The 13,302-nt window shown below is 61.5% G+C and carries 9 protein-coding genes; 1 reads left to right on the plus strand and 8 read right to left on the minus strand.

The window, feature by feature from the left end; all coding sequences use genetic code 11:
- Nucleotides 1-21: 21 nt before the first annotated feature.
- The 5 genes from ABE093_RS09505 to ABE093_RS09525 form a co-directional block, all read right to left on the minus strand.
- Nucleotides 22-1,302 (minus strand): TCR/Tet family MFS transporter, encoded by a 1,281-nt coding sequence (locus tag ABE093_RS09505; RefSeq protein WP_430760782.1) that lies wholly within the window; start codon nucleotides 1,300-1,302, stop codon nucleotides 22-24.
- Nucleotides 1,299-1,895, minus strand: coding sequence for a DUF2239 family protein (locus ABE093_RS09510; RefSeq protein WP_430760652.1), 597 nt, complete (start codon nucleotides 1,893-1,895; stop codon nucleotides 1,299-1,301). The genes ABE093_RS09505 and ABE093_RS09510 overlap by 4 nt, the downstream gene beginning before the upstream one ends.
- Nucleotides 1,896-2,035: 140 nt before the next feature.
- The gene (locus tag ABE093_RS09515; RefSeq protein ID WP_430760653.1) at nucleotides 2,036-2,245 is read right to left on the minus strand and encodes a hypothetical protein; all 210 of its coding nucleotides are present in this window, start codon (nucleotides 2,243-2,245) and stop codon (nucleotides 2,036-2,038) included.
- Nucleotides 2,246-2,664: 419 nt separating this feature from the next.
- Complete coding sequence (locus tag ABE093_RS09520) at nucleotides 2,665-2,853, minus strand: hypothetical protein (protein ID WP_430760654.1); 189 nt, start codon at nucleotides 2,851-2,853, stop codon at nucleotides 2,665-2,667.
- Nucleotides 2,854-2,908: 55 nt separating this feature from the next.
- A complete protein-coding gene (locus tag ABE093_RS09525; RefSeq protein ID WP_430760655.1) occupies nucleotides 2,909-3,553 on the minus strand; it encodes a glutathione S-transferase family protein in 645 nt (214 codons plus the stop codon).
- An 82-nt stretch (nucleotides 3,554-3,635) separates the two neighbouring features.
- Between ABE093_RS09525 and ABE093_RS09530 the strand changes: the two genes are divergently transcribed.
- On the plus strand, nucleotides 3,636-4,202 hold the full coding sequence (locus ABE093_RS09530) for a TetR/AcrR family transcriptional regulator (protein ID WP_430760656.1): 567 nt from the start codon (nucleotides 3,636-3,638) through the stop codon (nucleotides 4,200-4,202).
- Nucleotides 4,203-4,218: 16 nt separating this feature from the next.
- On the opposite strand, the gene ABE093_RS09535 is transcribed toward ABE093_RS09530, so the two are convergent.
- From ABE093_RS09535 to ABE093_RS09545, 3 genes are all read right to left on the minus strand, one after another.
- On the minus strand, nucleotides 4,219-4,629 hold the full coding sequence (locus ABE093_RS09535) for a DUF4019 domain-containing protein (protein ID WP_430760657.1): 411 nt from the start codon (nucleotides 4,627-4,629) through the stop codon (nucleotides 4,219-4,221).
- Nucleotides 4,630-4,710: 81 nt separating this feature from the next.
- A complete protein-coding gene (bamE, locus tag ABE093_RS09540; protein ID WP_430760658.1) occupies nucleotides 4,711-5,538 on the minus strand; it encodes an outer membrane protein assembly factor BamE domain-containing protein in 828 nt (275 codons plus the stop codon).
- A 14-nt stretch (nucleotides 5,539-5,552) separates the two neighbouring features.
- Nucleotides 5,553-12,698, minus strand: a complete 7,146-nt coding sequence (locus tag ABE093_RS09545) for an ESPR-type extended signal peptide-containing protein (RefSeq protein WP_430760659.1) — start codon at nucleotides 12,696-12,698, stop codon at nucleotides 5,553-5,555.
- Nucleotides 12,699-13,302: the final 604 nt, after the last annotated feature.

The raw sequence follows: 13,302 nt of genomic DNA on the forward strand, positions 1-13,302 counted from the left end.
CCGGCGGATAACCGTCCCATCCTACGCAGCGGCAGCCTCCGCACCCGTGCCGGAAGTCATCGCCTGCGTGCTCCGCCACGCCACCACCAACGCCATCGCGACCAGCAGGGCCGACAGCAGGAAGGGCGAGCCCGGAATCTGCAGCGGCGTCTTGGGATCGATGAAATGGGCGAACACCCGGGTGAACAGCAGCGGCCCGATCATCCCGGCAACGCTCTGCAGCGACGCCAGCGCGCCCTGCAACCGGCCCTGTTCGTGGGGATCGACCTGGCGCGTCATTACCGACTGCACCACCGGCCCGGCCATGCCCATCAACGCACCCAGCGGCATCAACGCGATGAACACCCAGCCGTGCGGCGTCAGGCCGTAACCGGTGAGCGCGATCAGTCCGCACAACGTGCCGAGCAACAGCGCGCGACGTTCGCCGAGCTTCGGAATGAGTTTGCCGACGAGCCAGCCCTGGACGATCGCGGTGAGCACGCCGACCAGTCCGAGCACATAGCCGACCTGCTGCTCGCCCCAATGGAAGCGGTAGTCGACGTTGAGCACGAAGGTGGCGTTGTAGGCGTACTGCGCCAGCGCGAACAGGAACACCACGAAGGCCATCGCGGAGACCTGCGGATAGCGCTTGAGCAACTTTGCCGAACCGATCAGGGCGCCGACCGGGTTGGCCTGTTTCCAGTTGGTGGCGACGCGGCGGTCCTTCGGCAGCGATTCCGGCAGCACGAACAGGCCGTAGCAGAAGTTGGCGAGCGAAAGGACGGCCGCGGCCCAGAACGGCGCGCGCGCGCCCCAGTGCGACAAGGTGCTGCCGAGCGCGGGCCCGATGATGAAGCCGAGTCCGAACGCCGCACCGATCATGCCAAACGCGGCGGCGCGCTTGTCGAACGGCGTGACGTCGGCGATATAGGCGTTGGCAGTGCTGAAGCTGGCCGAAGTGATGCCGGAAATGATGCGTCCGATGAACAGCAGCGGCAGCGTGTTGACCAGCGCCATCAGCATGAAATCGAGGCCGAGACCGAGGTTCGACAACAGGATGATCGGGCGGCGGCCGAAGTGATCGGACAACGCGCCCTGCACCGGCGTGAACACGAACTGCATCACCATGAAGGCGGTGCCGAACCAGCCGCTCCAGCGCGTGGCCTCGATGAAGCTGCCTCCCGCCATGTCCTTGATGATGTGCGGCAGCACCGGGATGATCACGCCGATCGCCAGCACGTCGAGCATCACGGTGATGAAGATGAAGATGACGGCGGCGCGCCGCACCTGCGGTTGCGTGGTTGCGTCCATCGATGCGCTCAGTGATGCAGGGCGTCGGCCGCGAGCATCAAGGCATGCTCGCGGATGTCGTCGGGCCAGCCGGCCATGTGTTGTTCGAGTCCGGCGACATCCTGTGCGAACAATGCGCGCGTCGCTTCCTCGAAGCCCGGCAGGTTGCCGGCCATCGCGTGCATGAAGCGGTATGCGGCTTCCTGGCAACCGCGGGCGCGATCGGATTGCGCGCGGTTGCGGCGTGCATCCTCCACCAGCTTGCGCAAGGCCACCGATGCGCCGCCGGGCTGCGCGTTCAACCACTGCCAATGCCGCGGCAGCAGCGTGACTTCGCGCGCGACCACGCCCAGGCGCGGACGGCCGCGGCCACGACGCGCAGGTGTTTCGTCCTGCGGGGCCGCGATCGGTGCCTCGCCGCTCAGGCGCTGCATCAGGTCGGACATGTTGCCGCGCAGGTCCAGCTCGATCTGGCTGCCGTCGCGATCATCGAAGACCAGCAACTGCGCATTCGCGCGGGCATCCACCGCCTGCTTGGCCTTGATGGCGACATGGCGCAGTTCGCCGGCAGCGACGCGACGACCGTCTACGAAGGCTGTGCAACGAGTGTTGGGGCTATAAGACATGCGCAGGCACGGAATCCGGGGTCCATGCATTCTTTTATACCCGGATTAAAATGTCAAGGAGAGGCGCTCCCCCCAGCGCCTCCCCCGACATACCCCCTGCTCTCTACCGCTCTCCCCGGATATCCCGACGCAGCCCGGCCTCAGGCCTCCAGCGCTGCTGTGTCTTCCACTTCAAGAAGTGCATCGTCCATCGCGGCCTGCATGCCGATCTTGCAAAGGGTGTAGAGCGTCTTCGCCTCCACGGCATTCAGCCCCTTGACGATCAGGCGCACTTCCCCGAACTCCGACTTGAACAGCCGATCGATGGTCATCGTCATTGGCATGGACTCGAGTGGATCGACGACGCTCATGGCCGCCCCCTTTTTTCAATGTCGGCATTGTCTGGACATTTCGCGAGATTGACTTGCCGGATTCGCGAACACTTCGTTCGCATTTCGCGAACATCCAAGAGGGGCTCTAAAAAAGAACAGGGGAGAGGCTCACACCTCTCCCCTGATCAGGATCGCCGAGGACAGCGATCAAGGATTCGTCTGTATGGGAGGGAGACGAACCTGCCAGATCGTGCAGGGACTCCCCGCATTCACCGGACTTGCGCCCATGAGGGCTGCATCTGGAATTTGTGGCAGACAAGCTCCATCCATTGGAACCCGCTGCCGGAGCGTGATTCTGAAGCAGCGTCAGCTTCCTGAAAGCCCATTTTCGGAAACTCGATGTTCGCAATTTGCGAACATCTCAAAAACACGCTCCGCTGCCGCTCGTCCCGCGCTTCCTAGGTGTCCTTCAACAGCCCGCTCAATGCCGCCCGGATGCCGATCTTGCAAAGCATGTCCAGCGTCTTCCTGTCCATCGCATTCGTCGCCGACACGAAAATCTGCACCTCGCCTATTTCCGTTTTGAACGACCGCTCGATGCATTCCCCGTCGTCCTGAGGAGGACCAGGTGAATCTGTCGAATCCATATCCAACCCCTTTTTGCGCCTTGGAGAATTGCCTACTCCTCGGTTTACTTCACGATCACTTGTTGTTGAAGCGTTCGATCGCCGGCAAGACGTCCTTCAGCAATTTCTGAACGCTCGGGCGTTCCATCACCCGGCCGAAGTAGGCCTGGATGTTCTTGCGCTCACTGAACGGATGCAGCTTTTGCGCATAGAACAGTGGAGGGAACGCCGCGCAATCGGACATGTTGAATTCGCGGCCGCCCGCATTCGGGTTGTTGCCATAGAACGCATCCATGAAGCCGTAGACGATATCGAGCGTCTCGTGCGCCTTGGCGACCGCATCGGGGTTGCGTTTCTCCGGGGGCCTCAGCGAGTCGAAGAAGATCGTTGAAATCGGATTGTTGAGATAGAGATCGTGGATGCGATCCTTGAAGCGGACACGCCGCGCAGCCGTCTTGTCATCGGGGATCAGTTTCGTCCCCCAGTCCGGAAATTCGTTTTCGAGGAACTCGATGATGATCGTCGACTCGGGGATGAACAGGTCATCGCCTGTCAGCAACGGGATTTTCCCGAGGGGGTACAGCTTGCGATATGCCGCGATCTGCTCGGGATCGAATGGGTTGACCAATGCCGGCGTGAACGCAATCCCCTTCTCGTAAAAAGCCAGCAGCACTTTTTGTGAATAGGTGGAGGGAATGGCATAGTGCAGAGTCAGATTCATCGCAGAATTTCCATGACAAGCAGGTTCGTGTCCCTTCGAACGAACCTAACAACTTACCAACTGGTAAGTCAATATTTAACGCATGAAACCGAAAGAACATTCCGATCGAAAAACTGAACTGGTTCAGCGTGCAACCGAGTTGGTTGCGCGCCAGGGCTACGACAGCTTCAGCTATGCCGATTTGGTCGCGCCCGGCTTGACCAAGGCTGCGATCCACTACCACTTTCCGGCGAAGGAAGACCTGGGCTTGGCGGTACTCGATGTGATCGGGACCAGCCAGCAAACCCTGGCGCAGGCATGCGTCGAACAATTCGGCGATGCCGCCCTCATCCCGTTGATGCAGCACATGGCGAGCCGGCCCTGGGAGGACAAGATCTGCCCGCTCTCCTCCATGCAGGCGGAATTCAACGTGTTGCCTGCCGTGATGCAAGCGCGGCTCAAGGCCCTGTCACAACGCGAAGTCGCCACCGTGGCCGATCTCCTGCGCGGCCATGCCAAGCATCACGGGAAACGCCTGAGCGTTCCCGCGGAAGAAGGTGCACGCCTCCTGCTATGCGCGATGAAAGGCTCCCTGCTCTATGGTCGTACCGATGGCACGCCATGGACGCCCAAGGTGACGAAACGCATGCTGGAATGGCTGTTCGAATGAAGCGACCTCCAGTGCATCAACGCTGGACGACATAGCCCACGAAACGCCAGGCGCCATCCTCGTCGTGGCGGAACGTCACTGCCTCGTTTGCCGGCTTGCCGCCGGCGACGATCGCGAAATTGACAGAGGCATATTCGCCTGCCGGAATCTGTGCCTGCCCGCCATTGCTGTACTGATGCTGGATTGCCCGCCAGTTGCGCACGGACAACGGACCAATCGCGGCTCGTGCCTTGGCGACCGTCGCCACGAAGTTGTCCCGCTTGACGGTGCGCTTGATCAGGGTCGAACCGTTGTCCCAGAGCGTTGCCGCCTGCCCGGCGTCGATCATCTGCGCGAACTTCAATCCGGCGTCGTACAACACACCAGGATGAATGGCCGCGGCGGCGGCCGGCGCATGTGCGGGAGCCGATTGTTGCGACTGCGGCATCGGCTTTGATTGTTGTGCATCTGCCATTCCGACAAACCCCGCTGCGATGAGAATTGCGATCGAGAACCTCTTCATCTGCACTCACTCCACCGCGGAGACCACAACCTCAACGCGACGGTTGGGCTGCAGGCAACGGATCAGCTCCGGACGGGCAAGGCTGTCGGAACACTCCTTGACCGGGCGCGCTTCACCCAGGCCGATGGCGCTGATGATGTCGGCGCTCACCCCGTCTTCGATCAGGATGCTGCGAATCGTTTCGGCACGGTGTTGCGACAGGATCGCGTTGTAGATTTCGCTGCCCAGGCGATCGGTATGACCGACCACCTGGATCAGGAGCACCTTGGAGGTCAATTGCCTGGCCAGCGCGTCCACCTTCTCGCGCCCGCCCGGCAGAATGTCGCCGCGGTTGTATTTGTCGAACGCAAACAACGCATCGGCATCAAGATTAATGCGGCGAATGGTCGGTTCCTTCGCCGGCGTGGCCGTTGCAACAGCCGGTTTTTCCATGATCAGCTGGTCGACGCAGCTCGCCGGCGACCAGAAGAAACTCTGGCCCAGGTAATCCTTGTCGAACAACACCTTGTACTGGCAACGCACCACGCTGCCATCGGGCTGGCGGAAGTTGAACAGGTAATCCCATTCGTGGGCATGGAAGGCTTCGCGGAAATGCGGACGACCGAGCAGGTCGTACAGCTGATCCTTGGTCATGCCGGAACCGATCGAACGCAGGTTGGCGCGATTGGGGAAGGTGCCTTCCTTCATCACGATGCTGTCCAGGGTCGGGAAGATCACTTCTCCCGCCTTGCCTTCCGACGAAACATCCTTGCTGACGGTGTAGGTACCGCAACCGGTGAGCGCGAACAGCGTCGCCACCGCCGCAACGATTTTGAGTACGTATGTCTTTTTCATCTTTGTCTTCCCCATTACCACTGGATGCCGGCACCGACCGAGAAGCCCCAGTCGTGTTGAGTGTTGCCGCTCAACTGCGCCTTGTAGACCCAGCGGCCGTTGTCGGAGATGGCGGACAAGCCAACGGCAATGCCGTACTGCCCCTGGTAGCCACCCACCGCGCCGGACAACATGCTCTTGCCGGGCAAGTAGGCCTGCGGCAATCCCGCTGCCGCCATCGCGGAAGCCGCTGCCCCACGGTACCCACGCTTCATCGCCCAGATGTCGCCTTGCAGTGCATTGACGCGCGCATCGGTGTAGCTGTTGGCCTGCGTCAGCGTCTGGCTCAAACCACTCTGCAGTTGACCGACATTCACTCCATCGGTCGGAGCAGTGCCCGCTCCGACGTTGTGGATGACGGTCGTGCCCGTGCCACCCGGGTTCAACGTTACGCTGTTGTAGTTGACCGTGCCATTGGCGTTCTTGTCGTACTGCACGCCGCCGGATGTCACTCCCTTCAATTGATTGACGTTCACGGCGTCGGTGCCATTCACGCCCGCAGCAACATTGGTGATGGTGTTGCCGCCGTTGTTCAAACCGGTGTTGGTCAGCGTCACCGTTCCGTTCGGACCACCGCTCACGGTGACGCCGTTGTTGTTGGTCACGGTGTTGCCGGTCGTCAGGCTGTTCGAGACCAGATCGGGGTTGGTGGCGATGGTCAGGTTGGCGCCGTTCTGGGTAATCGCGATGTTGTTGCCCGCGGTCACCGTCTGCGTTGCACCGGGTGCGACATTCGCCACCGTCGTTCCGCTGACGGTGCCGGTACCGGTCGCGGCAGTGGTCACGTTCCAACCCGCGCTCGCGAGCTGACTGATCTGGTACAGCTGCGAACCGTTGACCGCATCCGTACTCGTCGCCGACACATCGCCCGCGGTGACGCCGGTGATCTTGCCGCTGCCGCCGTCGTTGATGGTCACGTTGCCGAACTTCGGCGAATCCGCCATCTGGATGTTCACCGCACCGGTCGCCGGATCAGTGACCGTCTTGATGTTGCCGCCGCTATAGGTGCCTGCGGTGGTGGCATCGCCCTGAATCGCCAGGGTCTGGCCATTGGTGCGCGTCACTGGTGTGCCGGTGTTGCCGGAGAAGTTCAATCCCACTCCACCGATCGCCGTCGTCAACTGGCTCACGTTCACCGCATCGGTCGGGTTCACGCCCGCCGCGACATTGGTGATCACCATGTTGCCGGCGTTGATGCCGAGGTTGGTGATGCTGGGACCGCCCAGGATGGTCAGGCCGTTGGTGTTCATCACCGTGTTGCCGGTGGTGACACTGTTGATGTTCAGATCCGGATTGAGATCGAAAGTGACGTTGTTGCTGGCCGTGCTCTTGGTGACCTTGATGTTGCCGTCGGCATTGTTCAGGTCGACATTGGTGCCGGTCGTGCTGGTCGGACCCACATTGGTGACGTTGGCGCCCTGCGCACTGATGTTCCAGCCCGCGTTGGCGATGATCCCAATATTGGTGATGGCCGAATTGGTCGCGTACAGCTGAGAGCCGTTGATGGCGTCGGTCGAAGTCGCCGTCACCTGGCCCGCAGCGACGTTCTGGATCTGGCGCTCGCTGCCGACGGCCCCAACCGAGACCACGCTGGTCGGATTGGCACCGGCGTAGTTGTAGGTCACGCCGTTGATGACACCAGACGCCGTGGGAACAGGCGCGCTCGTTGTCGAACCAGAGCCCAGCGCGACGTCAAACGCATTGTTTGCCGTTGCCCCTTGTCCCAGCGCCGTGCTGTTGGCGCCGACCGCAAGCGCATCGGCGCCGGTGGCCGTGCCACGCACACCGCTTGCCGAAGCATTTGCGCCGAGCGCAGTACCGCCCAATGCAGCGGCATTCGCACTGTTGCCGATAGCGGTCGCGAATTGATCGGTCGCTTGTGCATTTTGGCCAATCGCTGTCGTCGCAAAATTGCTGGCAACACTGGAATTGCCGAACGCAGCGGAAAATTGACCAGTGGCCTGGCTGTTCTGACCCACTGCCGTTGCCGACGTCTGCGTGGCAAGACTGTTGGTGCCGATCGCAAGCGAATAATCCGCAGTCGCCTGGCTGTCCTGACCGATTGCGGTACTGCTCAGATTGGTCGCTTGGCTGTTCTCACCGATCGCAACCGACTTCTCGCCCGTGGCCTGGCTTCTGGTTCCAATTGCAGTGGCATCAACCGCGGAAGCGAGCGCACCATTGCCAAGCGCATTGGCATTTTGCGCCGAGGCATTCGCGTTCAAGCCAACGGCTACCGCATTGTCTCCCGCAGCAGCAGCTCCCGCGCCGGCAGCCAAAGCATTCGCCCCAGTTGCACCATCATTGTTGTAGTTGCCTTGCTGCGTCCCATTGTCGTTGACGCTGTAGTAGTGCGTCTGCCCGGCCGCCAGAGTGGTAATCGCCTGGTTGGTCGCGTACAGCTGCGAACCGTTGATGGCGTCAGTACTGGTGCTGCTGACGCGACCTGCCGCCACATTGGTGATGGTGCGTTCGGCGCCGGCGGCACCCACGCTGACCGTGCTGGTCGGTGCGGTGCCAGCGTAGTTGTAGGTCACGCCGTTGATGGTGCCGGTCGGCGTGGCGACCACGGTCGACGTCGTCGAATTGGAGCCCAATGCCACGTCGCCATCCTGGGCGTTGGCGAATGCGTTGCTTCCGATGCTGACCGTGTTGTTGGCGGTAACGCCCGTGAAGGTCCCCAAATTGAATCCCGCCAGGGTGCCTATGGCGACGTTGTTGTCGCCCGTCGCTGCGCTGCCAGCCAGCCCGCCAATGCCGATGTTCGCATTGCCGACAACGCCGTTGCCGGCGATATCGCCCATGGCGATATTGTCGTTTCCGACGACGCCTTGGCCCGCGCTGCCGCCCACTGCGGTGTTGTAAGTCCCCTTGGTGCCGATACCGCTGTAGATGCCCATCGAGGTATTGAAATCACCCTGGACGTCCTGGCCCGCCGCGATGCCGAATGCGGCATTGCTGCTGCCCTTGACACCCGTGCCCGCAGCAGAGCCGATAGCGGTATTGGCATCGCCGACGACATTGCTGCCTGCGCCCTTGCCGATGCTGACATTGACCTGACCTGCCTGACCCGCGCTAGCGCCGACACCAGCCCCGTCACCGATGGAAACGCTGCTTTCGCCATTGGCTTGGGCATTGACGCCTGCCGCAAGCGCATTCACGCCGGTCGCGCCATTGTTGTTGTAATTGCCACTTACAACACCGTTGTCGTTGACGCTGTAGTAGTGCACCGCACTCGCAGCAGCGGCGTTGGATACCGCCTTCAGCTGCGACACGTTCACCGCATCGCTGTCCGCCGTGCCGGCTGCCACGCCAGTGATCTGGCGGAACTGCCCATTGGCGGCGTCGCCCACGCTGACTGCAGCCAAGGTGCTCGTGGTGGCATTGATCGCGCTGGTTTGCGCCGCAGCCGCCCCCGGCGGGACGTAGCCGGCAATCCCGGCCGCAGTATTGGCCACCGAACGACTGCCCAGGGCCACGCTATCTGCCAAGGTGGCATTCGCCCCGGGCGTGGTCACGGCACCGGTAGTCAGATCGACGGTGCCGCTACCAATGGCGACAGCGTTGTTGGCCGCCGCACGGGATGCCGTACCAATCGCGACTGAATTGTCGGCGGCGGCTCCCAAATTTGCCAAGGTCCCCATGGAAATATTGGTGTTGCCCTTCACCGAAAGGCCGGCCCCGGTCCCCAAGGCAAGGTTGGCATTGCCGACAACGCCGGTGCCAGCCAACCCACCAATCCCCGTGTTGTTGTTGCCGGTGACGTTCATCGCCGCGTTTGAACCCAGCGCAGTGTTGTTGCCACCGGTTACGTTGTTTCCGGCGTTCACGCCGCCGCCGAAGTTGTTGACGCCCGTGACGTTCTGGCCCGAATTGGCGCCAAAGGCCTGGTTGTCGCTGCCGGCGACGTTCTGGCCGGCATTGAGGCCGACGGCAGTATTGTTGAAGTTGGTCGTCGCACCACCCACGCCAGCACTGTCGCCGACATAGACATCGCCCGTCCCCGCAGCGGTTGCGCCATTGCCCACGGCCACGCTGCGCACGCCGGTGGAATGCGAATTGTTGCCGACGGCGACCGATGCGTTCTGGAAGAACGTTGTGCTTGCCGAGTCAGCGACCGCATTGTTGCCAATGGCCACATTGCCATCACCGGTGGCCGATGCATTCACGCCCGCCGCCAGCGCATTGGCGCCCGTGGCGCCGGCGTTGTTGTAATTGGTATCGGTTCCCGGCGTTACCGAGTTGACGCTGTAGTCATGCGACGCGGACGCGGCGGACGCCGCCTTCAACTGCGCCACGTTCACAGCATCGCTGTCGTTAGTCCCCGCCGCTAGGTTGACGATCTGACGATTGCCGCCAGCCGCGCCCGTACCGACACTGACAGCGCCAAGGTTGGTGCTATTTGTATTCTGAATTGCGGTGATTTGCGCTGCCGTGGCGTTGACCGGGTTATAGCCCGACGCACCGCCAGCGACAGAAGCCATCGAACCGGAGCCGATGGCCACCGCATCGGCCACCGTTACCTTGCTGTTTGTCCCCAGTGCAGTTGCGCCGCTGATATCCGCGCTTGCATTTTTGCCGAGCGCCGAACCCGCAACCGTTCCGGCGACGGTTGCGCCGCCCAGATAGGTTGCAGTAGCGCCATCGCCATACGCCGAACCGCCATTGCCCGCCTGGGCAAACGCACCCGTGGCCACCGATCCGGTTGCGACCGAGCCATGGCCGATGGCGATGGAGTCGATACCGCTGGCTGCGGCGGTCTGGCCGATCGCAACCGCACCGTCCTTGCTGGCCACTGCCGCATTGCCAACCGCGATGGTGTTGTTGGCCGCCAGGGTCGCGCCCCCGGCCAGATCGCCAGCGCTGGCGCCGATGGCAATGTTGTAATTGCCATTGACGTTCTGGCCAGCCGCGCCACCAAGCGCGAGGTTGTCGTGGTAGGCCCAATTCAGCGGCGCCAGATAGCCGTTGGTCACGCCGCTATTGAGTCCTGCATTGAAGCCGATCGCGATGCTGTTGTCGCCCAGCGCGGCTGCCTGATTGATGCCAATCGCGCCAACGCCAAACGTGCGGCCATTGGCGCCAAGTGCCGTGCTGTTGTCGTTGAAAGCGATCGCCTCATCACCGACCGCCGTACTATTGACACCATAGGCAGCCGCCGTATGACCTATCGCGTTTGAATCGAGCGCGGTCGCCTTGGCATTGGCGCCAATGGCGTTGGATCTGACGCCCGTTGCCTTCGCATTGAGACCCATTGCCACCGTCTCGATTGCGGTAGCCGATGCACCAACACCCGCAGCCAGCGAATTCTGCGCCGTCGCGCCGTCATTGTTGTAGTTGCCCAGACCAACCACACCGCCATCGTTGACGCTGTAGTAATGCGTTTGTGCGCCTGCCGCGGCTTGCTTCAACTGCGCCACATTGACGGCATCGGTATCCGCTGCACCTGCAGCCACATTGGTGATCTGGCGCGTGCCGCCGGAAGCACCCACGCTTACGGCCGCCAGAGTGCTCTTCCACGTCGCCGAAGTATTGGTCGAGGCTGCGTTGGTCGTCAGGTCGTAGCCGGCCACGCCGGACGCGGTATTCGCCACGCTGCCCTGACCGAGGGCCACGCCACCTGCCACCGTCACGTTGCTGTCACTGCCCAGCGCCACCGCACCGTTGACACTGGTGGTATCCGCACCGAGGGATGTCGCACCGAGGTTGACGCGGTTGCCCAATGCAAAGGCATCGTTGGTGGTCGAGCCAACATGGTTGTTATTGCCGACGCTGTAGCTGTTGGCACCATTGATGATGCTCGGATCACCAATGGCACCGGAATTGTTGCCGGACACCACATTGCCCGTACCGATGCTGATGCTGCTACTACCGGTGGCCTGCGCACCGGTTCCCATGGCGATGGCATTGTTCTTGGTCGCCTTCGCGTTGGTGCCGATGGCGGTCGTGTCGCTCGCGTTCACTGCATTGGCGGCGGAGCTGCCGTTGCCGGCGGAGCTACCGACAGCGATGTTGCCGCTCCCCGTCACGTAGTTGCCCGCGCTGTCGCCCACGGCGATGTTCTTGGAACCGGTCACCGTGGCGCCGGAACTGTAGCCTCCGGCGAAATTGGTGTCCCCTGTGACGCTGATTCCCGAGCGATCGCCAATCGAAGTATTGGAAGAACCCTTCACCAACGCGCCCGTGGAAAAGCCCACGCCCACGTTGTACATGCCATTCACGCCATAGCCGGCGCTTCGACCGATACCGACATTGAGATTGCCGACGGCGAACCGGGTCGCTTCCGCGCCCAGGCCGATATTGCTGTTGCCATCAAGGCTGCTACCGGCGTTCCAGCCCATGCCGATATTCAGCTGCCCCTTCACGTTCTGCCCAGCGGATTCACCGACAGCCACATTGGAGCCCGAAACGCCGACGATCACGGTCGGCTGCGTGCTGGTATCGGCGACGCTGCTGCCTGCATTCGTGGCACCAAGCGCCACATTGTGCTGGCTGGAGACGTTGTTGCCGACACTGGTGCCGATGGCGATGTTCGAAATATTGCTGTTGTTTTGCCCCGACTGGGTGCCGATCGCGAGGCTGTCGATGCCCGTCGAACCATTGCCGGCCTGCATGCCGATGGCGATGGCGCGGGTGGCTTGCGCCTTTGCCGCATTACCCACGGCAATGCTGTTGTCGCCCGCCACGGCGCTGGTTCCGATGGCCAGCGAATTGACCCCTGCGGCCTTGGTGTTGATATCGCCCAAGGCAATGACATTGGCTCCCAGATTGCTGGATACCCAGTTGTTCAACGCTGTCTGGTCGACGTTGCCGGATACGTCGGAAGGGATGTTGCTGACGGTCGCGAAACCACCATTGTTCGCCGGCACCAAGCAGGTCCATGTCCCGCCACCGCCCGTTCCCTGACGCGTGCATACGCCGCTCGTGGTGTTCTGCACATCCGCGGATGCAGGAACTGTGATGCCCAAGCCACTGATCAGCGCAAGCGCCAGAGCAGTGAGGCGGAATCCGCCATGACGTTTGTCGACAGTCGCGCCGGCAGAACCGCCGGAAGCCAGTTCACTCGCGACGACAACACAGCCCGTGGCCTTGTTCCAGACCAGACGATAGATCTTGTTCATGTCCCTTCCCGATTGTTCAAAACAGATTCCAGGAAGGCACCACCACTCTGTCCGTGATCGTCCAGCTCCTGAGCCATCAATTTTTCAGAAGGCCACTCGCAAATTCGGCTTTCAAACACGAACTGTCTGTTCGTGTTTCACGAACTGCAGAAACAGGGAACGTTGAAGCATGAACTGCATCCGCAATTTCGCGCGTGTAATGCAGGTTTTATCTCGTTTGTTCCGTGTGTTCGATGGCAAATCAGGGCAATTCTTAATTTCTGAACGACATCACGTTTCAGAGATTTCCTCGGTGAACGTGTCAGTCAGGTTTCCTTGAATCGCGCTGAAAGGCTTTGTTTCGCGGGAAACTATCTGTTTCGTACGCGCATAAAAAAGGCCCGCCGCTGTTGGAAGGCGACGGACCTACCGGAGCTGAAGAAAAAGGGGTAACTTCAGGCCGGCGCTCTTGCCTGGGGGTTCAGGCGAAGAGTGGTTGTGGAAGTCGTATCGGGAAGATCTCCCCCGAGGCTCCAAATGCGACTTCCAACCAGTTCAAACTATCGCTTTCATTTGATCCTCGAACAAGATCAAAATCAGGAACCTGCCGTTCCTGTATCGCGAA

Source organism: Solilutibacter silvestris (genome assembly GCF_050574925.1).
Taxonomy (GTDB): domain Bacteria; phylum Pseudomonadota; class Gammaproteobacteria; order Xanthomonadales; family Xanthomonadaceae; genus Solilutibacter; species Solilutibacter silvestris_A.